At 44.8% G+C, this 22878-nt stretch carries 35 protein-coding genes and 1 pseudogene; 5 read left to right on the top strand and 31 right to left on the bottom strand.

Annotated elements, in window-relative coordinates; genetic code table 11:
- Positions 1–76: 76 nt before the first annotated feature.
- The 26 genes and pseudogenes from MHI37_RS18065 to MHI37_RS18190 form a co-directional block, all read right to left on the bottom strand.
- The gene (locus MHI37_RS18065; protein ID WP_076336439.1) at positions 77–730 is read right to left on the bottom strand and encodes an HNH endonuclease signature motif containing protein; all 654 of its coding nucleotides are present in this window, start codon (positions 728–730) and stop codon (positions 77–79) included.
- Between the two features lie 3 nt (positions 731–733).
- The gene (locus MHI37_RS18070; protein WP_076336440.1) at positions 734–964 is read right to left on the bottom strand and encodes a hypothetical protein; all 231 of its coding nucleotides are present in this window, start codon (positions 962–964) and stop codon (positions 734–736) included.
- Position 965: 1 nt separating this feature from the next.
- The gene (locus MHI37_RS18075; protein ID WP_076336441.1) at positions 966–2018 is read right to left on the bottom strand and encodes a hypothetical protein; all 1053 of its coding nucleotides are present in this window, start codon (positions 2016–2018) and stop codon (positions 966–968) included.
- Between the two features lie 172 nt (positions 2019–2190).
- Positions 2191–2370 (bottom strand): hypothetical protein, encoded by a 180-nt coding sequence (locus tag MHI37_RS18080; protein ID WP_076336443.1) that lies wholly within the window; start codon positions 2368–2370, stop codon positions 2191–2193.
- Positions 2367–2801, bottom strand: coding sequence for a hypothetical protein (locus MHI37_RS18085; protein WP_076336444.1), 435 nt, complete (start codon positions 2799–2801; stop codon positions 2367–2369). The genes MHI37_RS18080 and MHI37_RS18085 overlap by 4 nt, the downstream gene beginning before the upstream one ends.
- 74 nt (positions 2802–2875) lie before the next feature.
- Entirely contained in the window at positions 2876–3445 is a 570-nt protein-coding gene (locus MHI37_RS18090; protein WP_076336445.1) for a hypothetical protein, read from the bottom strand.
- A 1-nt stretch (position 3446) separates the two neighbouring features.
- A pseudogene (locus MHI37_RS18095) lies at positions 3447–3734 on the bottom strand (MarR family transcriptional regulator); the annotation flags it as partial.
- Positions 3735–3840: 106 nt separating this feature from the next.
- Positions 3841–4323 carry a hypothetical protein gene (locus tag MHI37_RS18100; protein WP_076336447.1) on the bottom strand — a complete coding sequence of 161 codons (483 nt, stop codon included), beginning with the start codon at positions 4321–4323 and terminating at the stop codon, positions 3841–3843.
- 96 nt (positions 4324–4419) lie between these two features.
- Positions 4420–4644 carry a hypothetical protein gene (locus MHI37_RS18105; protein WP_076336448.1) on the bottom strand — a complete coding sequence of 75 codons (225 nt, stop codon included), beginning with the start codon at positions 4642–4644 and terminating at the stop codon, positions 4420–4422.
- Positions 4641–4859 (bottom strand): hypothetical protein, encoded by a 219-nt coding sequence (locus tag MHI37_RS18110; protein ID WP_076336449.1) that lies wholly within the window; start codon positions 4857–4859, stop codon positions 4641–4643. The genes MHI37_RS18105 and MHI37_RS18110 overlap by 4 nt, the downstream gene beginning before the upstream one ends.
- Before the next feature lie 15 nt (positions 4860–4874).
- Positions 4875–6233: a replicative DNA helicase gene (dnaB, locus tag MHI37_RS18115; protein WP_076336536.1), complete on the bottom strand. Its 1359-nt coding sequence runs from the start codon at positions 6231–6233 to the stop codon at positions 4875–4877.
- A 50-nt stretch (positions 6234–6283) separates the two neighbouring features.
- On the bottom strand, positions 6284–6634 hold the full coding sequence (locus tag MHI37_RS18120; protein WP_076336450.1) for a hypothetical protein: 351 nt from the start codon (positions 6632–6634) through the stop codon (positions 6284–6286).
- Positions 6570–7430 carry a hypothetical protein gene (locus MHI37_RS18125; protein WP_076336451.1) on the bottom strand — a complete coding sequence of 287 codons (861 nt, stop codon included), beginning with the start codon at positions 7428–7430 and terminating at the stop codon, positions 6570–6572. Before MHI37_RS18125 ends, MHI37_RS18120 begins: the two co-directional genes overlap by 65 nt.
- Before the next feature lie 15 nt (positions 7431–7445).
- Complete coding sequence (locus MHI37_RS18130) at positions 7446–8051, bottom strand: hypothetical protein (RefSeq protein WP_076336452.1); 606 nt, start codon at positions 8049–8051, stop codon at positions 7446–7448.
- Positions 8052–8066: 15 nt separating this feature from the next.
- Complete coding sequence (locus MHI37_RS18135; RefSeq protein WP_076336453.1) at positions 8067–8672, bottom strand: 3'-5' exonuclease; 606 nt, start codon at positions 8670–8672, stop codon at positions 8067–8069.
- Positions 8673–9434 carry an MBL fold metallo-hydrolase gene (locus tag MHI37_RS18140; RefSeq protein ID WP_076336454.1) on the bottom strand — a complete coding sequence of 254 codons (762 nt, stop codon included), beginning with the start codon at positions 9432–9434 and terminating at the stop codon, positions 8673–8675.
- On the bottom strand, positions 9434–10330 hold the full coding sequence (locus MHI37_RS18145; RefSeq protein ID WP_076336455.1) for a RecT family recombinase: 897 nt from the start codon (positions 10328–10330) through the stop codon (positions 9434–9436). The genes MHI37_RS18140 and MHI37_RS18145 overlap by 1 nt, the downstream gene beginning before the upstream one ends.
- Positions 10330–10710, bottom strand: coding sequence for a hypothetical protein (locus MHI37_RS18150; RefSeq protein ID WP_076336456.1), 381 nt, complete (start codon positions 10708–10710; stop codon positions 10330–10332). The genes MHI37_RS18145 and MHI37_RS18150 overlap by 1 nt, the downstream gene beginning before the upstream one ends.
- Entirely contained in the window at positions 10707–12251 is a 1545-nt protein-coding gene (locus tag MHI37_RS18155; RefSeq protein WP_076336457.1) for a hypothetical protein, read from the bottom strand. The genes MHI37_RS18150 and MHI37_RS18155 overlap by 4 nt, the downstream gene beginning before the upstream one ends.
- A gap of 6 nt (positions 12252–12257) precedes the next feature.
- Positions 12258–12449 carry a hypothetical protein gene (locus tag MHI37_RS18160; RefSeq protein WP_076336458.1) on the bottom strand — a complete coding sequence of 64 codons (192 nt, stop codon included), beginning with the start codon at positions 12447–12449 and terminating at the stop codon, positions 12258–12260.
- 97 nt (positions 12450–12546) lie between these two features.
- Entirely contained in the window at positions 12547–12813 is a 267-nt protein-coding gene (locus MHI37_RS18165) for a hypothetical protein (RefSeq protein ID WP_076336459.1), read from the bottom strand.
- Positions 12814–12891: 78 nt separating this feature from the next.
- A complete protein-coding gene (locus tag MHI37_RS18170) occupies positions 12892–13032 on the bottom strand; it encodes a hypothetical protein (protein WP_179090188.1) in 141 nt (46 codons plus the stop codon).
- Positions 13025–13192: a hypothetical protein gene (locus MHI37_RS18175; RefSeq protein ID WP_179090189.1), complete on the bottom strand. Its 168-nt coding sequence runs from the start codon at positions 13190–13192 to the stop codon at positions 13025–13027. Before MHI37_RS18175 ends, MHI37_RS18170 begins: the two co-directional genes overlap by 8 nt.
- 160 nt (positions 13193–13352) lie before the next feature.
- Complete coding sequence (locus MHI37_RS18180; RefSeq protein ID WP_076336460.1) at positions 13353–13568, bottom strand: hypothetical protein; 216 nt, start codon at positions 13566–13568, stop codon at positions 13353–13355.
- Between the two features lie 17 nt (positions 13569–13585).
- Complete coding sequence (locus MHI37_RS18185) at positions 13586–14386, bottom strand: antA/AntB antirepressor family protein (RefSeq protein ID WP_076336461.1); 801 nt, start codon at positions 14384–14386, stop codon at positions 13586–13588.
- Between the two features lie 153 nt (positions 14387–14539).
- Complete coding sequence (locus tag MHI37_RS18190; RefSeq protein WP_076336462.1) at positions 14540–14773, bottom strand: helix-turn-helix domain-containing protein; 234 nt, start codon at positions 14771–14773, stop codon at positions 14540–14542.
- Positions 14774–14903: 130 nt separating this feature from the next.
- On the opposite strand from MHI37_RS18190, the gene MHI37_RS18195 reads away from it, so the two are divergent.
- Entirely contained in the window at positions 14904–15293 is a 390-nt protein-coding gene (locus MHI37_RS18195) for a helix-turn-helix transcriptional regulator (RefSeq protein WP_076336463.1), read from the top strand.
- Between the two features lie 596 nt (positions 15294–15889).
- On the opposite strand, the gene MHI37_RS18200 is transcribed toward MHI37_RS18195, so the two are convergent.
- From MHI37_RS18200 to MHI37_RS18210, 3 genes are all read right to left on the bottom strand, one after another.
- Positions 15890–16489 carry a replication-relaxation family protein gene (locus tag MHI37_RS18200; RefSeq protein ID WP_076336465.1) on the bottom strand — a complete coding sequence of 200 codons (600 nt, stop codon included), beginning with the start codon at positions 16487–16489 and terminating at the stop codon, positions 15890–15892.
- Complete coding sequence (locus MHI37_RS18205) at positions 16486–17706, bottom strand: FtsK/SpoIIIE domain-containing protein (protein WP_083676197.1); 1221 nt, start codon at positions 17704–17706, stop codon at positions 16486–16488. The genes MHI37_RS18200 and MHI37_RS18205 overlap by 4 nt, the downstream gene beginning before the upstream one ends.
- A gap of 277 nt (positions 17707–17983) precedes the next feature.
- Positions 17984–18187: a hypothetical protein gene (locus tag MHI37_RS18210; RefSeq protein ID WP_076336466.1), complete on the bottom strand. Its 204-nt coding sequence runs from the start codon at positions 18185–18187 to the stop codon at positions 17984–17986.
- A 453-nt stretch (positions 18188–18640) separates the two neighbouring features.
- On the opposite strand from MHI37_RS18210, the gene MHI37_RS18215 reads away from it, so the two are divergent.
- From MHI37_RS18215 to MHI37_RS18230, 4 genes are all read left to right on the top strand, one after another.
- Positions 18641–19255, top strand: coding sequence for a stalk domain-containing protein (locus MHI37_RS18215; protein ID WP_076336467.1), 615 nt, complete (start codon positions 18641–18643; stop codon positions 19253–19255).
- Between the two features lie 4 nt (positions 19256–19259).
- Positions 19260–19568 carry a DUF3862 domain-containing protein gene (locus tag MHI37_RS18220; RefSeq protein ID WP_083676199.1) on the top strand — a complete coding sequence of 103 codons (309 nt, stop codon included), beginning with the start codon at positions 19260–19262 and terminating at the stop codon, positions 19566–19568.
- A 152-nt stretch (positions 19569–19720) separates the two neighbouring features.
- Entirely contained in the window at positions 19721–20722 is a 1002-nt protein-coding gene (locus MHI37_RS18225; RefSeq protein ID WP_076336468.1) for a hypothetical protein, read from the top strand.
- A 139-nt stretch (positions 20723–20861) separates the two neighbouring features.
- The gene (locus MHI37_RS18230; RefSeq protein ID WP_076336469.1) at positions 20862–21113 is read left to right on the top strand and encodes a hypothetical protein; all 252 of its coding nucleotides are present in this window, start codon (positions 20862–20864) and stop codon (positions 21111–21113) included.
- 743 nt (positions 21114–21856) lie between these two features.
- Here the strand turns inward: MHI37_RS18230 and MHI37_RS18235 are convergent.
- Together MHI37_RS18235 and MHI37_RS18240 are read right to left on the bottom strand one after the other, a co-directional pair.
- Positions 21857–22519, bottom strand: coding sequence for a M23 family metallopeptidase (locus MHI37_RS18235; RefSeq protein ID WP_076336470.1), 663 nt, complete (start codon positions 22517–22519; stop codon positions 21857–21859).
- Complete coding sequence (locus tag MHI37_RS18240) at positions 22512–22862, bottom strand: phage holin, LLH family (protein WP_076336471.1); 351 nt, start codon at positions 22860–22862, stop codon at positions 22512–22514. Before MHI37_RS18240 ends, MHI37_RS18235 begins: the two co-directional genes overlap by 8 nt.
- Between the last annotated feature and the right edge of the window lie 16 nt (positions 22863–22878).

The raw sequence follows: 22878 nt of genomic DNA on the forward strand, positions 1-22878 counted from the left end.
ACACTTCACGCAAACATCGCGTTCGTTCCATCGTTTGAGCTCCTTCTTGCGCTTAATCTCGCCGCATACATCGCATTTACAATGGCTTAAAGTGACAACGTTGCTCATGACTCCACCTCACATAGCTTTCAAATTCCAGTGCGTTTGCTGGTTTTTTTCGCTCACCGATCTTGCGGTATAAATCCGCCAAGATAACTCCAGTCCTGGTAAGATCAGCATCGTTTTGAATCAAACCATTGTTATTCATGATCGCAAGTTGAGCTCGTGATACCAAAATCAAGTTGTCCGGATCAAAATTCCTTCGATTTCTATCACCGAATATCACAGCTTTTCCTTTAGGTACTGGACTGCAGTTGTGCTTTTCCCATTCGATCAAGTGCTTACCGCGCCATTTATTAGGATCAGCTATCTTGATGTCTACATAATCGTCAGTGTTGACCCTTTCGGTGCCCACTGGTAAATAGTTGTGAGGCCTGTTTCCTTTATGGAATCGGGTTTCTTCACCGCCGACCCATGTCCTCTTTTGCCCTTTGTTGAAAGGCATGCGACCTTTTTCAAACCTTCCTGTCAATCCACTACTTAACAAATTGTTCTTTTTAAATGACTTAATTTGAGACTCGCGAATCAACAAACCGAAATGCTCGTTAAATTGTTGAGTTAAATCAGCATTGCTCCGACCTGCTACATTGGCCTTAATAAACTCTTTTTGCTCAGGAGTAAATCGATGCACCTATCATCCCTCCAGCATTTTCGGGATAGACGTATCCGCATTCAACCTGTCATCGGCTAGTCTTCTCGCTTCCAAAACCAAACTGCCGTTAGAGATTATTTGTGAAGCTACACTCGTCACAGCTTTGGCTCTGTTGATTTCCTCAGCTAATTTATCGCCGCTCAGATCCTCGTCACTTAAACGCTCTAGCTGCGAGAATAAATGATTATTCAAATCTCCTAATGTGTTTCGCATGTTAATCCTCCTCTTCTTCCTGATCAATCTCACAATGCGAATCCGTGAAGCAGCCACAGCCGCCAATGTCATAACGGTCAATCAATTCTGCGCCTCCATACATTGCCCGCTCGGCCTTATCGTCCTGGTTAAGCTGGCGTATCGGATAAGGCTGCGAATCCTTTTTCATGAAGCTGTACTGTTGAATCTTTGCGTACCTTACTGCAGCTGACCCTGCTGGATGAACGTAAAATCCCGGTCTTGATGCTCGGTCATAGAAGTAATCGCGGTAAGCATCATCAAGTTCCTTGAGCATTGGCTCTTGAACATGTAATGGAATTTTATCCTCGTCCGGTATTGGCGTTTTGTCTTTGGGATCATTGCCCTTTGTTATATACCGATATGCTGACACACACATTTTCAAATGAAACTCCTGCTCCATGATCTTCTCGAACACTTCTGGAAGCTGCTCCTTAAGCAGTTTGTAATGTCCTTGGCCAGCCTTCACACAGCGGCCGTGGCAGTTGTTGTGCGAGAATCCCAGTTTGTACAACTCCGGCTTCTCGATGTTGTACTTCTTCAACACGTCTTCTTTCCAGATGTTGTTTTCGATTAGTGGGAAAACCACTTTGAATGGTGCCCAGTTTTTAGATATGGCACCTTCACGGTGCATCTCGTCGAAGCCAATCCCGAAATATAGAGTAGCATCTAATATGAAATCCGATTCCTTCAAGAAATGCTCATTCCGCCAGTGAGCGACTGCCGGCAACTTACCCCTTTTGAGAAAATCCATACCAACACGCATCTTCAAGATCTTAGAGCAGTCGCCAATCATACTGTTGTAAACCATCTTTTTTTCAAACATCAGCTGAATCGGGTTAAGCCCCATGCTATGCGTTAGAAGTGGAAGCTGAAGCTTATCCGAACCTTCTCGCAGCACTCGGTAACAATCTGGATGTTCCCATAGCGTATCCGTGAAATACATCACGATATTGTCATTGGGGTTTTGTTCTTTAACCCAATCAGCAACAGACAGGCTTGCGGTTCCGCCGCTTGAAAAGATAATGTGATTCAATCCCCCACCTCTTTCCTTTTCCTACCGGACCAGCTCATAAAATCCCGTTCTTTCGGCTTTATCTCAGCCTTCTGTGCGTGCTCCTCATCCGTCATCTGCCGCACTGCAATGTCAGAGTTAGCCTTGCGATCGATGTCCAGTTTAGGACGCGGCACTGGCTGTAAGCGGCGGCTCAACGTGGGTATGCAGGTTTGATGATCTGCTGCAACTTCGGATAGTGTTGTTCCGCTGGACGAAGTTTTGCTAGCTGCTGCTTAGCATGGTAGATATCATCAAGTGATGCGAATGGATCATGATAAATGATTGTCAGCAGCTCCGTCTCATTCGCTTTGGTAATGTCTGGCTGCTTCACTTTTCCCACCGACCTATACGGGTGAGATCTTCCGCGAATTTATCAGTATCGAATTCAAAGGTTGCCGAATGTCGAATCCATAAGCTATCCCGCTTTAAAAAATTCCCTTTCAATCCGAAGACAGCGCCTTTGTAATAGAGGTATTTACTATCCCAACTTCCCTCGATATCCAGTACGGGCGATTTCATTTTGAAATGGTCCCGAATCCTAGTAATTAGTTTGTTCCAATCTTTTTCCGCGAAAGAAATTGAACCGTTTTTATACCAATCCAATGCAGAGTAATCGGTACTGTCATCAGGATCGCGAGATTGCCGTCCGTGTTGCCTCTCGATATCTTGTCCAAGCGTTAACAACGTTTCATGAGTTATCTCCACATGAAACGCGTATCCGTGTTTATCCGGAAGTGGGTTATATCTTTGCTTTTCTTTCAACCTGAGCCCTCCATTTCAGAAACATATGTTCGGTTTTTAGGCAGCAGAAATCCCTTTGCTGAGAGATAGTGCGTTTATTCCGTTTTTGCGAGCATGGCACTTACAACCTCAATTTGATATGGGTAAGTGTCTACAGGAGGACTGAGTTCTCGCATGTGGTATAAATTCATTGCGATTCGAGCCATGATATACGCGTCAACAATGTTGTCATTCTTGTGCTTGTATCCGAAGTGTTGAAACACTGCTTCCAATACCACGGCTTTGCCCTCTTTGCCGCTTAACCTCTCTTTCTTGCCGGCTTCGCCCTTCCACCCAGTTACGCCGACATACTTTTTAACCGATGCAGGCATGAGTTTGTTGAATTTCAATTTACGGCGATGTACCATGCTCCGCAGCCCGCCGTGTATCATCCCAGTTGTAATGCCTCTTTGGGTACCTGGAGCAGCATCCTCGATAACGACCTCATCGCCAGGCTGCAGCAACACATAAAGCTGATCTTGTAAGCTAACAAGCTGCTCGATGGATATACCGCCTTTCTCAACCTTTCCAGCACCCTTCAATTCAACCTCGACCAACACCTCGCCAAGCTCATTCAAAGCAACGAATCCAGTTTTAGTCGCCGGATCGACTCCCACGAATCGCATTGCTCTCGACCTCCCTCTTACCTGTTATTTGCAAGCTGCGTGGCCTACCGCCTACTGCGTTGCGTTTGATGTAACCTTTCTTCTCCAGTCGTTCCAGATGGCCGTGAACAGTCGATCCAGATGCAAGTCCCACACCCTCGGCAATCTCCCGCACAGATGGTGGATAACCATTAGCACCGACAAATGCTACGATAAAATCAAATGTCACCGCTTGGCGCTTATTTATCGGTTCTAGCCCTGATGCAAGCTGCGGAGTTCGCGCTGCATAGATTTCAAGCGCCCGCCGCATCGTGCTGATGTTGATCGGCTTGCTGGATGCTAGACACACCTGCACTTGAGCGATAACCTGCTCGTCCGTCATTACGAGGGAGTCGAGCTGCTTTGAGAATTCGGAATTAGCCATCTGTAGGTGCCTCCTTGGTGAGAGTGGAGAGGACAGAACGAGCCTTTTCGCCTTCATCTCTTTCGATATAAGCAAACTCAAAATTATTTACATCAAGCTTTACATACGTTTGGTGATGAGAGTAAAATTCCAGCGCTTCCTTCATGGCGGTGTGTTCGGCACGTAATTTCTTAGTCGATTCTTTCAGCATATCTAATTCGTCTGAAGCATTAACGAGATCATTTACACAAAATTTAGTCGCATTCTTCTGAACGTCGATAGCGAAGAGCGCCTTCTCCAATTCACCCTCAAGATACTTGTGGCTGCTTAATGCTACTTCTTTACCTCTTCGTTCCTTCTCCAGTTCATCAAGGAGGTAAGAGACGTAACCAGTCATTTTCCGTTCTGCTTCAACCCGATATTCAACTTCAGCAAGATTCCTAGCATGCTCACCACATGTGACTATCGCATAATCATGTTTTATTTGGTCTATCATTACGTCACCTCTCTCGAAATCTCCATCAACGCAGGAAATGTCTGACGCTTTATGTCCTCCAAAACTTCCATTGCTTGGTGAAATGTCAGTCCATCATCAGAAATCATTGCGGTTAATCCCGCTAAAATTAATTGTTGGCTTCTTTTGGTTAGATCCATTTTCATTTCGCTTATCCCTCCTAACAATTCCTCGTTTCAGATAAACCGCCGGCAGCAGATACACTTCGCCGATCGCCTTACCCCGATCATCCAAAACGATCTCCCAAGGGATATCATTGTAGAAGGGATCGATTTCCACATGCTTTCGCGGCAGCCGCTTCATTTCAAACGCCCCATACGCTTGCGGCTCCAATGGATAAGCGAATCTATCTTGCGATACTGCGGTCTAGTATCCCTGTCAGCCCCTTGCTGGTGCTTGGTGTAATAATGTCGAGTCTCTACCCATATCTCATCATGATGGAGCTCACAGAGCGGTACTTGTGCAAAGGTGGCGGTTGCTCTATCGGTACAGCCTGGCATCTTGCATAGCGGGTGCATGGTTAGCCTCCTCTCCTAAACCATTTGCTCATGATCATCGACCGTTGTTTGACGATCGAGGTTGACCATCTTACCGTAATTTCTCCGGAATGCTAGTTCAACCGTCCCCGTTTTGCCATTCCGCTGCTTGGATATGATAACTTCGATGATGTTTTTCTTCTCCGTTTGCTTGTCGTAGTAGTCATCCCGATAAAGGAATCCTACAATATCAGCATCTTGCTCAATTGATCCCGACTCACGAAGGTCTGACATCATCGGGCGCTTATCCTGCCGCTGCTCTACGCCACGACTGAGCTGTGATAGAGCAATGACTGGCACTTCAAGCTCGCGGGCAATTTCTTTAAGAGTTCGAGAGATTTCCGAAACCTCTTGCTGCCGATTCTCTCCGCTACGACCGTTCCCACGAATGAGCTGCAGGTAGTCGATCAGGATCATGCCCAGGCCTTTTTCCTTTTTAAGCTCACGGCATTTGTAACGGATCTCGCCGACCGTAATGCCCGGAGTATCATCGATGAAAATATTAGCATCTGAGAGGATGCCGATCGCGTTGGTCATCTTGCCCCAATCGTCCGGTTCGAAGTAGCCTGTTTTAAGTTTCTCACCGTCGATATTGCCTTCAGCTGAGATCATCCTTTGCACCAGCTGCGTAGCCGACATTTCGAGACTAAATATAGCGACGGTTTCCTTGGCTCTAATACCAACGTTCTGCGCAATGTTAAGCGCGAATGCCGTCTTACCAACTGATGGCCGAGCGGCAATGATGATAAGATCACTTTTTTGAAAGCCGGCCGTCATCTTGTCTAAATCGGTTAGCCCGCTTGGCATACCAGTAATGCCTTCGTTGATGTGACGGTTGTTGAATCTTTCTTCTGTTTGATCAAAAACCTGAAAGAGTGCATCTTTCATCGTGACAAACGCTTTCGGCGGCTTGTTTTCTGCCGTCAACTTAGATATGCGTTTTTCAGCCAAAGCAACAAATCCAGCAACGTCCTGCTCGGATGTAGCATGCTTTACCAACTCCCGAGCGATGAGAAGCGATTCTCTCCGCAGGGACATGTCCAAGACGATATCTGCGTAATAGGAAATGTTTGATGCTGTCGGAACGGAATTGGTTAGTCGAGCAAGGTAAGAGACATTTCCTATTGCTTCGAGTTTTTCATCATCCTGTAGAGCGGCGCTTACCGTCACAATGTCGATAGCGGCTTTTGAATCGTATACATCACACATCGCTTTATAAATCGTTCGATGGGCCTTCTCGTAAAACTTCCCCTTATTCAGCCGGTCCTTCACCTTTTCAAAAGCTTCTGCGTTAAGAAGGATCGAACCAATTACTGCCTGCTCCGCTTCTAGGTTGTATGGCTCTGCGTCTGGCATGCCGAGATAATCTCCTTGATCGTCGTCAGCAGCATTTTCATAAGGCCAACTCATCCTTGTTCACCCCTAATCATCTTGCGTCCGTTTTCCCAAAATCCATCCGGAGGTTCAGAATCTTGAACTGACCAGTTAGAAAGAAGTGCAAAATGTTCAGTTGTCTCCAGCTTTAAAGTGTCGTGGTTACGAGTCTGCTGTAGATCATTCCGAATAATGTCAGCAATTGAAGGAAACCATTTCGGTTGATTATCGATATAGAAGTTCAGGTTTGCGATTCCTGATTCAAACGGAACGGAAGCCAGTCTCTCTATCCATAAAGCTATCGTTTCATCCTCTAGCTCAATTTGGTTCGGGTAAGCTGCCGATGCTTTGAACAGGATATACTTCGCTTCTTCCGGCAACATTTCCGCTCGCCCCCCCGCCCAATAACTTTTCTTTATTTTTTCTATGCTTTGTTTGTTTTTGAGGAACTAGATCGTTTACAACCTTTGGGTAAAAGGTATAAGGATCTCTTTCAGGTAAGAATTTTTCGAAGTGTCCCTTTTCCAAGAAATCTAGTAATCCCCATCTAGTATTAAGCTTGTAATTAGGATTGTTCAAAATCTCATCGTATGAAGTAATAGCCTGCATGATTTCATCAGCGGAATAATGGTTCAACTTGTACGAAATTTGTAGTTTGATCTGAGGGGTTAAGATTCTATGCTTTACCAAATCTTTGTTCATCCAATGATCGAAAATAGAAGTATTAATATCTTTTAAGTTCTTTTCTTTCTTTACATTCTTATTATTGTTCCGCGTTTGTTCCGTGACTGTTCCAAGTTGTGTTCCAAGTTCCATTGTCCTATAACCTCCAAACCCTTGATATTGCTCATAATTTAGCACTGTAAACACTGTTCCAAGTTCATGTGTTTTCGTGCAGACTCTCTGCAAGCGTTCTAACCGCTTAATTGTGCGATTTATAGTGGATACGGAATAGGTTTTCACCTGCCGATTCTCCACATATGATAGGTCTTCTTGCAGCTTTCGAGTTGATCGGAGCCACTCCCCGCGCTGAAGGGTAAGGTCGTCTGAGACCTTAACACCCTCCTCTGCGAATACTGCTTTTCCATAGATTAAGAAGAACAATCTAAATTCGACGATGTTTTGCCAGATCGGATTTTCGAATAGCTCCCTGCTTGTTTGAAAAGCACCGCCTGCCATTTCACCTCACCTGCTTTATTCTTCCTGTCGATCTTCGGCTAGGACTTCGCGGATAGCATGAGTCAACACTTTCGCAAGCCGTTCAACTGGTACCGGTGACTCAACCCGCATATCCTCTAGCGCTTGAGTAAGGCTGGTAACAATCTTGTCCTCAGTGCTTGGCGGTTCCTCGACGGTGTAGCCGTTAACGAGGGCTGAAATAAGCGTCCAGCCATTTTCAAATGCATATTCTCTGATGATATTGACTCTATCTGAGTAACAATGTCTATCTCCGTATGCCGTCATGTGCCAAACGATATAATCAATGTCACGCCCATCAATTACCAGGCTTTCAACCACCTCTGCCACTTCCCTCGGCAACGAAACTTTTTTAGCTTCGCGGGTTTCATTCAATTCACTGGCGAGCTGAGCGACGTTATCAATAAGGCGATCATTGTCTTTCGCAAGCTGTCCGAACTTGCGAACTGTATCTGCCTCATCCTCTTTGGAAATCTTGAGTTCAAGCTCTATTGCTTCAGCGTGAGCGACAAGGCCGCGCACCGTATCGCCGTGGAATATAGCAGCGATTCTGTCCATGCTATCTTTAATCATTTGAAATTTCTGTGGTTCCATTCGCTTCATTCAAATCACCCTCCTCTATTTTCTCCACACCACTGGGGATAGCTCGGCATGAGCTGGCACCCATACTGGTTTTCCGTATTTCTCTACGTAGCTCAATTTATTAACAAAATTATCAACCGGCTGCTCTGCATGCATTGCTTGCAACAGCGCCAGCGTGCCCTCTACATCTGCCAGCGCTCGGTGAGCTCCATTAAGATCAATGTTATATTTGTTGCACATATCGGTTAGCGTGTGCGGGTACGGCGTCCGGTCCCGAGCAATCGTCAGCGTGTCTATAAATGGATTGGCAAAGGTAATCTCCGAAATACGAAACATTGCATAATGAAGAAACGCGAGATCGAACGTTGCATTATGAGCTACAAGCAGCGTCTGCGGGCCCATCACCCTGCGTAGGTTAAGGAAGGCTTGCTTCTCATCCATCCCATTAACCAGATGCTCATCAGTGATTCCCGTCAGCTCAGTGATCTTCGGCACCAGCTTGCCGTCATATTTTACGAAGGTGCGAAATTCGGAAACCTGAATGCCTTTGATGACGCGGATCGCTGCCATCTCAACAACCCTATCCTCTACTGGACTGAGACCACTTGTTTCAAAATCAAAACAACAAATATCGTCTAGCACTTAAATCACCGCCAATTTATAATGTTTGTTCTTCACAAGTCCCTTTTCGAACAAAGCCAGCTTTACAGCCTTTTCGGCTTTATCCGCTGTATTGTTGTTTTGGCTCATGTGAGTCAAATAGATTTGCTCGCCTCGTCCTTGGATCAGCTTGGCTAATGCCTCGGCAGCCGCATCGTTAGACATATGGCCGATGTCGGAGAGTATCCGATATTTCAAGCCGTCATGATATTTCGTGTTAGAATTGAGCATTTCGATATCATGATTGCATTCGAACACGTAGATGTCGCTGTGCTCCATGGCTACAAGCATTTCTTCGTTAACGCAGCCAGTGTCCATCAACACGCTTACCTTTTTGTCAGCCGTATGGACCGTGTAACCAAAAGGCTCCATAGCATCATGAGATATATTGAAAGCTTTCACGTTCATGTAGTGGTTCTGGAAAGAGGCGAAGCCAGTAAACCCATTCGTTTTAACTATCCGTCCACTATCCAGCCTGCCAATCGCCTTGAGTGTCCCCACGCTGCCATAGACCGGAATCTTGAATTTGTCGGCGAAAGCAATGCCTGCGCAATGATCTTGATGCTCGTGTGATATGAATATCGCATCAATCTTAGTAGGATCATAGTTTTGAACAAGCAGCAGCTTCTCGATCTTAGTTTTGGAAGGTCCAGCGTCTATTAAGACACTGGACCCTTCCGTAGCAATGTAGATACATGACCCTTTTTCAGAGCCAGTTGATAGGACTTTGACGATGGTTGCCATTATTCGAGCTCTTCATCGCCAGCAGCCTTCTCGGCGATTTCCATTTCCATCACCTTGAGCAGTCCGTTTAACTCTTCGAGCGTCGGCTTCTCACCGGCAACTTTGCAATTAGCTTGCATGTAAGCGGCCTGCGCATCTTTATCAGTAACGCCTAGTGCCTTAAACGCTGTTGATATCTTCTGCCGAACCTGTGCCGTTTCGTTTACCTTGGCAGCAGCAGGAGGAGACTCAATCTCTCTCGGTTGCCCCTGCACTTCATCAGCCTCTGCTGTAATGTCGCGGCGTACATAGGACTCTGGAGCGCTAGAAGCGTTATCTGCGTTGATATATTCATCCTCAGCTACCTCGATGCCGAATTGACGTTTGAATGAACGTTTGATCGCATGCTTAACGATCATGTCATCGAAATAATCCTTCCACATACTGCCGTTACGGCCTTTCAGAAGGTGCTCAACTTGATCGTTCGTAATGATAACCGCCATGTTCGGAGTGCCTTCGCGGTACGATACGCAATAAGCCCCAATCGTTTTACCGCGCTGTAATGTTTTAATCTTGTGAATTGGTTCGCCAGTAACTACATCAATTTCGAATTCGTCATTTTCCTTGACCTCAGAAGCTATAAAGCCTTTATACTGCGAGTTCTTCTTGGCGAGAGCGACGATGCCTTCAACAGCTATTTGAATGCTCATGACCGGGCCATCCTTGCCGTTGTAGGTGATGCAATAAATCTGATTAAGGAAAGGATTAAGACCTGAACTAGCACAAGTCTGAACGAACAGAGCGAACTGCTCATTGCTTGTACCTTTCGCGATCGTGCCTTTCAGTGTTTCTAATTCGTTCTGAGTGAAGTTTCCGACAAGTAACTGCGTGTTTACAGGAGCGATTGCTTTTGTCATTAGTTCTCATCCTCCAAATTTAGAATCTTCATTACATATGTCAGGGCATCTCTTGCGCCTAAATCGTAAGATGAATTTAGTGTGAAATTTTCTGCAAAGCCCAAAATTTTCACTTTATCGTTAACTGATACATGTGTAGGGGCGAATTCAGCAGCCGTCCTCATTGGCCTAGGTGCATCTAATAACTTGACGTAGATTAACTCATCAATCGCATTTCGGATGCTCAAAGCTTCCGAAACATTCAACGTTTTAGGGTTGAAATCGTGAAACGGAAATGCAAGCCTTATAAATAGCTGATTGCCTATGGTGTCCGATTGAAGAATGAGACAATCTTCTGTCCGAAAGGGCTCAACTGATCCGATAACTACTGTTTTAATCACACCTTCACCCCATCCACTTCGATTTGCAAATCTTGATCGTGAACAGCCCGACCTGTAATCACCTGGTCATATGCTGCGATAGGCCCTGTATACTCTCCGATGCCATCGATAAACACCGGCGTTATGAGGTCCGACTGCTTGAATAGGACCTCTGTCAGCTCCAATCCCGCGCCGATCTTCTCCCCTGCGGAAAGGGTAATATAATCCTTGCCGTCCTTCTGAACGCTGAAATCGGGTTCATACTCTTTACGAGAAGCTACATATTTAAACAGACGAATCGAAAGGGTTGTAAACTTGGATTGAATCTCAGAAGCTTGCAGTTCAGCTTCCTTTGCCCGAAATGCTTTGATAGCGTCTATGATAAATGTAGATTCTCGAAGGCTGGCAAGTGTTGATTCCTCAGTTGCTTCGGCTGCCGTAACCTCTGCTGCTAGACGCGTGCGCTCTTGGTGTTCACGAATTTTGCGTTGCAGTTCTTCGTACTTCTCATTGATTTCTCGTACCTTCTCCTGCTGCACAGAAACATCAATCCATTCAGCTTCATTGAAGGCCATGCGTGCCTCATTTCGCTTTTCTTTTAGGGCGGCGAACGTTACTCGATATAATTCAATTCTCCGGTCCTTATCAGCTTTAACAGCCTCGACCGACTCATCTCGTAAAGACTGCTCACATTTAGGGCAAGTATCCTTAATAGCCTCGTCTCTGAGCTTAGGCCATGCATCAACCGTATCCTTTACTTGCTGTTCGAGTTGTTGCAGCCTGACCTCTAATGCTTTGTGGTGGGAATTGATTGAGGACGCATCTACAATAACTTTACTTTCTCGTGCGACATCCTCTTTCAATGCAGCGGCTTTTGATTCCATTTCAGAAATATCAGAAGGGGCTTCTGTAAGCCGACCGAGCATTTCATTAAGCTTCTTAACAGCACCTACCGCCTCAGTGTGTGCCTTGTCCAGCTTTGGCTTTGCATCCTTATGTTTTGTTTCCAAATCGTTAACGGAGTTCTTCTTCGTGAGTTCAGCCAGCTTATCAGCTTGTAACTTGTCCATGCCTTGAAATACTGTTTTATTTAGCGGCGGAGTCACGCCCTGCATCAACAATGCGCGCTGCTTGGCCCAATGTAAGCCAAAGAAGAATGCCGGGAAGTATAAGGACATGAACTCCTCTTGCGAGAAGAGGGACGCGACTGCGGCTTCATATTCCTTCGCGGGCCGCGGTATGTCATTTACATAGAAGCTGTTTGTCTTGCCTGCTATCTCCCGAGCAAACTTGTATTCCGTGCCGTCGACCGAAATCAATATAGAAGCGAAAACCCGATCGTATTTATAATTGCTTGGACGTGGACTGTTTTTGGCTGAAGTGTAATCAGCGCCGAGCAGATCCTTGCCCCAAAACACCCATATAGGAGCGGTACCGATGGAGGTCTTACCTTCACCATTACGACCGGATAATGCCGTTACGTTGCCGTAGTTGACCGTCTTGGAACGCAGTCCGGCGAAGTTCTCGACTGCTGTTTCGATGAAGCGAACTCTCTTTGCCAAAGAAATCTACCTCCCATTCGTGAAACGTTGAAATTTAATGCCGTAGTACATCCGAGCCTTGCGCTCGCGGCGGCTTAAGATGCTGCCATAAACCTTTTTGATTTGTTCAGAGACGTATGAGACGCCGATCGTACCAGGCTTATAAGGGCTCTTTTTGCCTCTCGAGCGAAGCTTGCGTTGTAATGGATTATGATTCATGGATAATTACCTCCAATTAAATGATTTGTGGTACACTAGCTTTGAATAATTTGCTTGTGGCTCTAACGCGACGGCCATCGCTGTTAGGGCTTTTCCTTTAGAATGGTAATTCGTCTGAGACCGTGTAATTAGGGGTTTCGTCATCATCGACTACGATTGTCTTGTAGGTTACTACGACTGGCATGTACTCAACATGTACAATCGCTTCGCCATCTTCGTCTAGAATGTGATATTCAGAGCCGTGCCTACATACATATTTTTCAATTCGATTTACGACCCGCTCATCAACTTCATCGCCTACTGTATAGGTCTGCTGCTGGTTTTGGCCAACTGTGATTGATTGGATAACTGTTTCTCTTTGCACTGTTTTCACCTCCTTTAAAGCTCAAAATGCCGTTTTTGGCAAAAAATAATAAGGGTACGTGATTTCGCGTTGGCGGAATCAAGCCCAATCCCTCCAATACCCCTGCTGCCAGCCATCAATAAACTGCTCCAGCGTAATTCGATACAGGTGCCAAATCTTTTGACTAACAAACCAATCAGCTAGATAATCAAGCAGCTCGTCCGATATGCGGTTAGACATAGCGACTCATTGCAGCCTGCGCCACAACCATCTTGTTTAACTGGATAAGTGACTGCTTACGTACAAAGGCAGCGATCTTAGGGCGACCAGCGTCTGTTAAACGCTTCTCGAATTTTGCTAAGACAAGAAAGTTTTCGCGGTGCTTATTTAGCTTGTTCATAGAGCTCATCCTCTCGATTAGATTAGCCCCACATCGCCACGTGTGCGGTGTCCGAGTGGAAGCCGACGATTAACGTACCGTGTAGCTGAGCGATGCTGCGATGGGCGCGTGGTGTCTTTTGGGACCATGTACTCGTAATATTCGGCAGGCCATGCGCCACCTACTTTAGAGATGTAGTACATGCCGGAGCACCTCCGTGTGGCTGAGCCTTCATCTCTGCCATGAGCGTCTGCATTGCCGTATCGAAAGCAGGCCAATCTCCCATCGGTGCGACTTCGATAGACGCAGGTCCGAGATTGATTAACGCCTCTCCAAAAGTTTTGGTATCGCGCTTTGCTGCGGCAATCATCTTTGCAGCAATTTCAGCTGTTGTCATAGTGCTGCTCCTTTCTTCTAATAAAGTGGAAGAGAGTTTTCCTTTTCCTTGGCAAGCAGTCCAACCAAAATTTCATTGAACTTGTCCAGAACACCCATGCGCACCATTACATCAATGCCGTTCACCTTCTGTTTGAGAGTGCTAACCGCGTAAAATTTACCCGTCTTATCGAAGTAAGCATCATTGATACGGACACGTTCATTTTCAACTCGCTGCCGAACGTCGATGCCGTGCTTAGCCTGCATGATGTCGTAAATGCGGTTATACACTTCGTTATGGCCTAACCGAGTCCAGCGGACGTATTCGTCAACTCGCTTGACAACTGCTGTGTGATTAGGTGCTGCGGTTAAGTTGGTGGTCAATGTATCGACACGGGATTTAACTGCTTCAAGCTCCTTCCTATCCTCTGCTTGCTCAAGTTGCGTTCTAGCAACGCCGTCGAATATGGTTTTGAACATCTGCATTTCAGGGCTGAGTAGAGATGTATTGATGGTTTGCTGTTTATATCGTTTTTCAATATCGATGAAGTATTTACGAGCTTTGCTGCCCTGCTCGTTGTTCTCAACCATACAGAGTTCCTTAGCCATATCGAGCTTTAAAACATAATCAATCGATTTGCCACCGCTTTCTAAAATTTTAGAAACCGTTGCGTAATCATCGTTTTCAGCGAATCCATATTTAGTGATTCGGTTTTTTATCCAATCAGCGAATTTAGAACTGACATCCAAAAACTCATGAAGCTCGCGACCGTCAACAACCTTCTCGCCTGCATCAGTTTCATATATAGGCAGCAATTCATTTACGATTAACTTCTTCATTTTCATCTCCCTTTCGTGTAGTGGTGATATTACTTGTAACATCACTAACCTAATAAATGTAAACAGAACACACGTTCCGTTGCGCTAATTATATTAGCGGTGATATAATCCTATTTGTGAGATGGGATATATCGTAATATCGCTATTAAGCTATTAGTTCGCAAGGTCTTGAAATACATCATCAACAGTTGTGTTGAAATATTTAGCAACTTTGAATGCGAATGTGATCTCAGGATTAGATCGGCCGCTTTCTAGTTCACGAACAAAGCTTTCGGTAATATCAAGCACAATGGATAAAGAGCGTTGAGTTTGTCCATATTGTAAACGTAATTCCTTAAATCGATCACGTTTTATAATAGTACGAGGGGCGGCTTTTCTTCGAGCCATATAACATACCTCCTTTCGTATTTATTTGCATATTACTTGCGGACTTCTAAAGCACATCCATAATATAGCATGGACTTTTAAAGTCCGTCAATGGGTTTTCAAAATATATTTATTCGAGGTGTTCTAAATCATGGCTGAGGACAATAACATGAGTAAGTTGACCGGCGAGAGAATTCGTGCGTTACGCAATAAATCGGGGCTGTATCAAGCTGATCTAGCGGAGAAGCTGGGTGTCGTTCGCGAAAACGTATCTAAATACGAGCTCGGCAAGGTCACTCCTCCAAGCAACGTTCTTAATTCATTGGCTGATTTGCTGCATACTTCTACTGATTATTTGCTTGGTAAAACAGAAAACTCCACCCCTGTTGATCCAGAGATGGAGTTGAATAAAGATATCGAACTTTCAGACAGTCAATTATTAGAAAAATACAACTTCAAAGTTGATGGTCAATCCATTGATGAGGAAACGATTAAAAGGATTCTTGATTATCTACGAGCTGAGAAACGACTGAAAGGCTAGTCGTTTCTTTTTTTTGATTAACTAAACCAAGGACAACGCTTCTATCGCCGATTCCTAATCGTTCAACATACAATATTAAATCAACTTCTACTTTGCCTATGACACTCACTCCCAGTTGGTGTATTATGGTTACATACTTATGTTACTACTATAACATCTTTTCCATTTTTATTCACCGAACATACGTTCTTAATTTTACAAACAACTACCAACATGAAAGGAGATCAAAATGGCGTTCCTTCTTGGGGAATGCCTGTTACTCGATGTGCTCAAAAAGAGAGGTATGAAACGAGCTGCTTTCGCAGGAAAGATGGATTGTTCACGCGCCTTTGTGACTCAATTAATACGCGGTGAAGCTTATATGTCACTTGAATTCGCTATTAATGCAGCTCACCTCCTTGAGTGTCAAGTGACCGATTTTTATGTGCTAAATATCGGTAAGAGACGGAGTAACAGGAATGAGTAGATTTTCTACTCACCCTCGAGATTTTTGTTAAGTACTACTTAACGAATGCCATCATTGTATAATTATTTTTCGAGAATTGCTGTCGCTTAATGTCGAATAATAATTTGTAAAGATTGACAATAGAAGCTCCTTATTTAACAAACCTCTGAACCATCTCTTCTGCCCCACCTTGAAAAACTTTAAATGATCGCATCCCAACATCAAAACGTTGTGCCCCAACGATCCAAACATAAGGAAACACTTTCTTCAGCTGCGGCTGCCACTCTGCTTTTTCCCATTCGCCAGTCAGATAATGTTGTTCGTATCTATTCATTTTGTCGATGATCATCTTCTCTGTGAACGCACTGTTCTGGATCTCAATATAAAACGGCGCCCCTTTCCATATAGCGAATGCATCAGGCTCTGGCAGTCCCTTCCCTCCTATCTTCGGTTCGACTTGAAAGATACGAGGCGCTTCGTGCCGGCGCAACTGCTTAAAGAAGTCGGCAATCGCTAAGAAGTGCCCTATCTTTTGTGAGTCCTTCTTAATGCTATGCTGCGGGAAGTATAAGTACTTACGACGTTCTTTCGACACAGTTACAAGCCCCTCCCTCCGTAACCGCAGCAACGTCTTATTAGCTTCCGTAATCGGATTTTTGACATGACCATAATGGAGCTCCGCTACATCGTCGCGCGTTAAGCAGCGGAACCTTTCAAGGTCAGCAACAATAGCTTTATCCCGCGCAATCAAAACGGTAGCACCTCCAATTCAAAATCCTCATCATCTAGCCCTTGTGCGACCTCCTGTGACATTTCATCCTCTACCCTTTTGTATGGCTCCAACAATACTCTTGCCTGCTTTAAATCCAAATGTGGAGCCTGCACGAAGCGCAACCCATCGAGCTTATGAATCATCAAACCCTTTTGACTCTGCTTAATGTGAGCTGCTTCTCCGCTACCGAGTGTGATGCGGCTATTTATTTCGTCAGCGTGTCGGAAAGCCATACGGACCGTAAGGTTATTTTTAAGCTTACCGTCAAGTACATCCGCATCCGGACGTTGCATGGACAAAATAAGAAACACGCCGAGAGCTCGACCTATGGCGCTTATCTCTTCGATTATCTCCATGCAGGCATGCTTCTGCAGCAAGCTCACTTCGTCGATGGCTACAACAATATAATTCGGTCGCAAGTTGTCAGGCAGATCAACCACATCCGCCAGCCCTTCACGATCCAATAAGCTGCCACGCTTCTGCATTTCCTTTCTAAGCTTAAGCAATATCCGGTGTAGGTTTGGTGCGTCGTTTACTATTTCATTAGCTATACCTCGAAACAAATGAAACTCCGAACGTTTAAGATCTCCCCCATAAAGTTCCAACCGATCACCAGCCAATCGGATCAACGTTGCCAGGATAGAACGCAGCTCTACCGACTTGCCCGAACCCGTTTCGCCGGCTATGAGTAGATGCGGGTGCTCGGTCATGTCATAAGCAATCGGACCAGTGCGGCTGCGTCCCACATAGATCGGTAGTACCATTCCTTTGCATGCTGCAGCTGCTTCCTCGTCGTTGTAAGCAAATATCGATATGCCTTCATTGTATACATTTAGTGCAAATGTTTTAACGGTTCCGCTGAGCTCGATGTGCTCACCGAAAACTTGCTGGAACAACCAATCATGCTCATAAACCTCTTTCGGATTCATCCCTGTTGGAACGGTGAACACCACTTGTTTATGATCCAGTGACACACTCACCCGCTGTATTGTCGGGTGCAGAATGACGTCCTTAGCATTCTTGCCCCAACCACGCTTAACCTTTTTGCCCAGCTCCCCAGCTCGAAAAGCTTTCATGATGTTTCGCCTCAGCTCCGTTGTGGGCATGGTTGCGTATGTCGTCCAAGCTACGTAAGTGCTTGCCACAATCCCTGCTACCTTGGCCGCAACTACTGCACTAGTGCCAATGAACATCATATACCAATCCCCCTAATCTACTGCTGTAATTAATGCGGTTGATACTCTAGTAATTAGTGCATTAGCATAACCGCATTAATACAAGCGATAATGCCGAAATAACGCGAAAGTTTGTTTTTGTTTCGAAGCACGGAAAATTAGGAGAAGGGGAAAAGGATGAAGTGAGAAAGCGGGCGGACGACAGTGTGCCCAAAAATCCAACAAATATACGCGCCGCCTAAAAAAGAAATTATTACCAATCCCCAACCGATGACATCTGATAATTTACCCGTGCGAGTCATAGCACTACACCGAATATATGAGCAGCATGACGCAGCACACCCCGCAACAAATCCAAAACAATGTAAGCACATGCCACATGAGCGACGACCTTGACGAAAACCACTTTCCCACCATGCCCACGCTCCTCCATAAACCGACTTGCCATATCAGACGCAATCGCAATTCCTAATATTTTCATCGCTGGCACCAAAATGACCATTGAGCACCCACTCTCCCTCGTGTCGAAAACTGCAAATTAAGTAGTGCAGTAATCGGTTATGAGCTATCCTATGGCGCATAGCTTGTCAAAAATGTCTACGGTTTTGGAATAAATTTTCATAGAGTTGTCCACACTTCTAATATAAAGGAGTGTGAACATAATGGGACTAGGTAAACCGAGAAGTCTGTTGGGGAAGTTTATTGATAAGATCGGGTTGAAACAGCGGGACTTAGAGGAAGCTGCGAACTTGAGCCGGAACGAGGTGATAAAGTTATGCGACGGGAAAACGTATAGGAATCCTTATCCTGAGACGAAACAAAAGGTTATAAGCGCATTACGCAGGAAAGGTCACGACGTTCGGGCTGATGATTTTTGGGAATGATTTCCGAAACCAATAGTAATAGTTGGAAGTATATAGTATCATCTAACTATATTTTACTAGGAGGGGTTTCATTGAAAAAGAAATTATTGTTGTCATTATTAGTCGTATCATTAATGTTAGCGTCCGCAGGAGTTGGAGCTTATGCCGCTGCCAAGAAGATGACTTTAGTCGTTGACGGCACAGTTGCAAAGGTTGATCCAATCTTACAAAACGGAGTAACGTATGTGCCGCTTCGCGCAGCCGCTGAATTGCTTGGAGCGACTGTTAACCTGGATTCAAAGACGAACACAGTAACGGTGACGTCAAAAGGAACTACAGTAACGCCAGCTAGCAATAACTCGAAAACCATTGGTAAGGTGACTGTCACGATTAATAAGGTTACTCAGGATGCGGACTCGCTTAAGGTTTATGTTACCTATATAAACAAGTCAGACAAGGCTGTCTCTCCTGCAGAAAGCCTTTCGAAAATAGTATCTAACGGTAAACAATACGACTACGACACCATGTTTAACTTCGACAGATACTATGATACTGGCGTCGATAATGCTTCTGGCAGCTTAGAACCAGGCGTTACAGCTAAATCGGTATTGTTTTTTCCGCCTGTTGCCAATCCAACAAAAATCAATATCCTAGTACAACCTAATTATGAAGAATTCCGTTTTAATGACATCGTGGTCGGAAAATAGAGAAATGAAAAAACTCATATTAATATTAGTCATAGGACTAGCTCTCTTAGTTGGATGCAGTAACTCATCTCCTGCTTCATCAAGCGGAAAGATTACAAAAGCTGATTTCGAATCACTTGAGGTTGGAATGACCATCGAGGATGTATTTGCACTTATAGGAGAAGGCGAACTCTCAGTCGAATCCGGAACTGTGGGCGAGGAACTTCACACAGCGGCTTATACTTATGATGGTAAAGGCAGTTTGGGAGCTAACGTACAACTCATGTTTCAGGGCGGCAAATTAATAACTAAAGCTCAGGCTGGATTAAAATAACCTGCTAATCACACGAAAGCCCCCACCAACCGCGAGGTCAGTGAGGGCTTTTTTTATAATCTAACAATTCGTTCCCATTCTGTTCTTGCTTACTGCTCAAGCCTGTCATGCTATATTTTATTTAACAATAATTAGATTCGGGGTAGTTGTGAATGAGGAGAAAAGAAACGGTTTACTACAACAAAACCAAAGAAGAACTCAAACATGAATTAAAACAGAAGGCAAAAGATCTTGGGCGAACGCCTAGGATAAAGGATATAGAAAACCTTACTTTATATACAAATGGATTTGGGAGCTGGAACAATGCTTTAATCGCTGCTGGATTTAAACCTAACCCACGAAGGGCTCCTGATTACGCCAACTTATCAGAACAGGAGCTAATTGATCTAGTCCGTCCGCAGTTGTATCCCTTAATAAAACAGAAGGAATACGAGAAAATTAGAAAAGAGTTCAACTTCCCTTCCGGAGCTTATTTAGCTGTCCGCATGGGTGGTTGGAACAATTTTTTATTAAAAGCAAAAATTCCAATTTCCACCACAACTGAAACTGATGAAGAGTTAATAGCAATGTACAGGCGTCTTTCAGATAAGCTCGGATATCCTGCAAAAATTAGTGATTTAAATGAATCCGATGAAATCCCTAATTACAGCATATTCAACACGCGTTTTGATGGTATCAACAATCTCAGGAGACTGGCTGGTCTCCCACATAATGAGTCACGCCCAATGATAAAAGATGAAGAAATCCAAAACGCGCTCATTTTTGTAAGGAAGAAGTATGGCGAAATAGAATACATGGAATTAATCGAAGTCTTGAAAACCGAAGGTTTGCCCTCTGCTCGAACATTATTTATTAGGTTAAAAGCAGATGGAATAAAGCATTTGTGGGAAATAGCAAAAGAACTTGAGGAGCAATTAAATATTTGCAAAGCTTCTGATTGTACTAATAAATGCAGTCCACGAAAATCCTACTGCTCCCATACATGCAGACATAGAGAGTCGGGACGTAGACGTCGCGAACGTAGAATAGCACTAGGAGTTTGCTTACAATGCGGCGGAGAAAAAGACCGTCCTGAATCGGACCATTGTTCAGAGTGTTATGCCTATTTCCACAAACGATATAAAAACTCTACGACTGCTAAGATGGACACTTAGCGGTCTTTTTATTGTTCACTCCATGTTCGTATGTGTTCGGTTGCATTAGGTAACCTATCGTGATATATTTATATCAACAGCAAGAGACGCGAAAAACCAATAAGCCGGACACCGGATGAGGACAAAGGAGATCATTAACATGGAAAATTACATCATCAACTACAACACTGGAATCACGGAAGAAGTTAGCGTTGCTGACTTACAGGAAGCTAAAGAAATTGCAAAGGCTGGCATTAATTACACTCAACAAAATATCACTATTGAATCTTTGAATGGCGAAGAAATCACAACAGCGCGCTGGTGTGGTGTCCGTCCATCGGAAGAGGATGAAGTCCTAGAAATCATAGGCGGCGGTTTTTACCAAACTTGGAGTGACGACTTGGGGGAGTAATATCGCCCCTTGAATACGTTGGAGCTGCGTGGATCGCTGAACGAATTGGCACTACGCGGCAAAACGTAACTAAAACAGCTCTAGCGATGTTGGAATCGCGTTACCGTGGTAAAGAAAAGCGATTCACGCGTCCAGATGCAATGTTCGAGGGGCGGCCACTTTGGTTAAAAAATAGGTTTGAGGAACAAACATAATAAAATGCCTGATTTGAGGAGGTCAATATATTTGCTACAAGATAGAACATGTCGCGAGTGCAGTTGCTCTTTCAAGGGCGGCCCTCGCGCTTACTATTGTGTCCCTTGTAGGACGGAACGCGCCAAGTTAACAAATGCAGAGTACAGGAGACGCAAACGAAGAGGGTTAACTCGCCCGATCGGAAGCATCGACACCTGTGAGCGTTGCTCCGAACCCTATACCGTCGAGGGTGGATTGCAACGTTTTTGCCCTAAGTGCCAACCTATCCATAACGCAGAGTATGACCGACAAACAGCTTTACCTGTTTATCACGCTAATAAAGATCAAATAAACCCAACTCGCAACCTAAAAAGGCGTATTAGGGATAATCACTGCGTCATATGCGGGAATGAGTTTGAACCAGTTAACGGTAGCACGACTTGTAGCAGCGAATGCAAGAAAGTAAATAAGAGGAATATTTACAAAGCATTCTACGAGAGGGCGAAAGAAAATAAACAATTATCAGAACAAAAAAAGCCCCCAACCAATTAAGGTCAGGGGCTTTCGTTTTATTTGCGAGACAGCACGATCGTATTGAGCCAAGATATTTCCGACAGAGTGAGCTTCTTGCTTTTAACCTTTTCAGCCCATGCCTTATCAGTGATAATCCCTTTATCGAGCAGGCTTTGCACCGCAACGTCGAGTTGACCCCATTGATTGTTTGTCAATTCCAATTTATCCTCATCCTCCTTCTGCGGCTCCACGACTGGCGCTGCTACTTTGTAATAGTCTTGCAGGTATTTGGTAGGCTCGACAACTCCCGCCTCTGTAACGGTCCACCCGAAGCTCGGAGAAGCTGTTTTCCGGATCTCATAATGCAAATGATTGCCCGTACTTGCACCTGTAGTACCCTGATTGCCGATTTTCTGTCCGCGTAACACCTGCTGACCCACTTTAACGACAGCCGCGCTGAGATGTGCGTATAAGTGCAGGTAGCCTTTGTCATCTTTAATTGCTACGACGATCCCCATCTCGGCGGGTATACCGATACCAGGAATACCCTGCTTTGCATAGATGACTGTACCGGCTACAAAGGCATATAAAGGACCATTGCCGGGCGTAACAACCAAGTCGACACCACGATGAAATATTGGAATCATCTTGATAGGATGATCTCGCATCCCAAACGGACTGGTTAGGCGGTAGTTGCTGTCGTAATCCCAATTAGCCACTTTTACCAACTCCTGCATTGTAATCAGCGACCGCTTTCTCGATGGCCGCTTTAATCTCCGTTGCAGTCAGGCTTGAACCAATCTTAGCTAAATGATTAATAACGTAGCCTTCAGCTGCCTTAAGTTTAGCTCGTCCACTGCCGCTGCCTATCGTTGCCTCAAACAAAGCAACAGCCTCACCGGCGATGCGATGCAGGACTTCGCGTTGCTGAGCCGTGGTACGAGTCTCTAGCCACGTCTTAACCTTACCTTGCAACATAGCGATGACACCGATAATAAACGTCACTAGCAAGCCAATAAGAGCCTGTACAACTGTATCTACGTAAGGTTGTAAAATATCCATGAATGATCACCCTCTC

The sequence above is a fragment of the Paenibacillus sp. FSL H8-0548 genome, from assembly GCF_038630985.1.
In the GTDB taxonomy this organism is placed as follows: Bacteria; Bacillota; Bacilli; order Paenibacillales; family Paenibacillaceae; genus Pristimantibacillus.

What these genes read in the sequence shown, in the direction of transcription:
- MHI37_RS18070 (WP_076336440.1), bottom strand. Translation starts at nt 964, where the DNA reads ATGCGAAACACATTAGGAGATTTGAATAATCATTTATTCTCGCAGCTA.
- MHI37_RS18090 (WP_076336445.1), bottom strand. Translation starts at nt 3,445, where the DNA reads ATGCGATTCGTGGGAGTCGATCCGGCGACTAAAACTGGATTCGTTGCT.
- MHI37_RS18100 (WP_076336447.1), bottom strand. Translation starts at nt 4,323, where the DNA reads ATGATAGACCAAATAAAACATGATTATGCGATAGTCACATGTGGTGAG.
- MHI37_RS18105 (WP_076336448.1), bottom strand. Translation starts at nt 4,644, where the DNA reads ATGAAGCGGCTGCCGCGAAAGCATGTGGAAATCGATCCCTTCTACAAT.
- MHI37_RS18110 (WP_076336449.1), bottom strand. Translation starts at nt 4,859, where the DNA reads ATGCACCCGCTATGCAAGATGCCAGGCTGTACCGATAGAGCAACCGCC.
- dnaB (WP_076336536.1), bottom strand. Translation starts at nt 6,233, where the DNA reads ATGCCAGACGCAGAGCCATACAACCTAGAAGCGGAGCAGGCAGTAATT.
- MHI37_RS18120 (WP_076336450.1), bottom strand. Translation starts at nt 6,634, where the DNA reads ATGTTGCCGGAAGAAGCGAAGTATATCCTGTTCAAAGCATCGGCAGCT.
- MHI37_RS18125 (WP_076336451.1), bottom strand. Translation starts at nt 7,430, where the DNA reads ATGGCAGGCGGTGCTTTTCAAACAAGCAGGGAGCTATTCGAAAATCCG.
- MHI37_RS18130 (WP_076336452.1), bottom strand. Translation starts at nt 8,051, where the DNA reads ATGAAGCGAATGGAACCACAGAAATTTCAAATGATTAAAGATAGCATG.
- MHI37_RS18140 (WP_076336454.1), bottom strand. Translation starts at nt 9,434, where the DNA reads ATGGCAACCATCGTCAAAGTCCTATCAACTGGCTCTGAAAAAGGGTCA.
- MHI37_RS18145 (WP_076336455.1), bottom strand. Translation starts at nt 10,330, where the DNA reads ATGACAAAAGCAATCGCTCCTGTAAACACGCAGTTACTTGTCGGAAAC.
- MHI37_RS18160 (WP_076336458.1), bottom strand. Translation starts at nt 12,449, where the DNA reads ATGAATCATAATCCATTACAACGCAAGCTTCGCTCGAGAGGCAAAAAG.
- MHI37_RS18170 (WP_179090188.1), bottom strand. Translation starts at nt 13,032, where the DNA reads ATGTCTAACCGCATATCGGACGAGCTGCTTGATTATCTAGCTGATTGG.
- MHI37_RS18175 (WP_179090189.1), bottom strand. Translation starts at nt 13,192, where the DNA reads ATGAACAAGCTAAATAAGCACCGCGAAAACTTTCTTGTCTTAGCAAAA.
- MHI37_RS18180 (WP_076336460.1), bottom strand. Translation starts at nt 13,568, where the DNA reads ATGACAACAGCTGAAATTGCTGCAAAGATGATTGCCGCAGCAAAGCGC.
- MHI37_RS18185 (WP_076336461.1), bottom strand. Translation starts at nt 14,386, where the DNA reads ATGAAGAAGTTAATCGTAAATGAATTGCTGCCTATATATGAAACTGAT.
- MHI37_RS18190 (WP_076336462.1), bottom strand. Translation starts at nt 14,773, where the DNA reads ATGGCTCGAAGAAAAGCCGCCCCTCGTACTATTATAAAACGTGATCGA.
- MHI37_RS18195 (WP_076336463.1), top strand. Translation starts at nt 14,904, where the DNA reads ATGGCTGAGGACAATAACATGAGTAAGTTGACCGGCGAGAGAATTCGT.
- MHI37_RS18205 (WP_083676197.1), bottom strand. Translation starts at nt 17,706, where the DNA reads ATGATGTTCATTGGCACTAGTGCAGTAGTTGCGGCCAAGGTAGCAGGG.
- MHI37_RS18210 (WP_076336466.1), bottom strand. Translation starts at nt 18,187, where the DNA reads ATGGTCATTTTGGTGCCAGCGATGAAAATATTAGGAATTGCGATTGCG.
- MHI37_RS18220 (WP_083676199.1), top strand. Translation starts at nt 19,260, where the DNA reads ATGAAAAAACTCATATTAATATTAGTCATAGGACTAGCTCTCTTAGTT.
- MHI37_RS18225 (WP_076336468.1), top strand. Translation starts at nt 19,721, where the DNA reads ATGAGGAGAAAAGAAACGGTTTACTACAACAAAACCAAAGAAGAACTC.
- MHI37_RS18230 (WP_076336469.1), top strand. Translation starts at nt 20,862, where the DNA reads ATGGAAAATTACATCATCAACTACAACACTGGAATCACGGAAGAAGTT.
- MHI37_RS18240 (WP_076336471.1), bottom strand. Translation starts at nt 22,862, where the DNA reads ATGGATATTTTACAACCTTACGTAGATACAGTTGTACAGGCTCTTATT.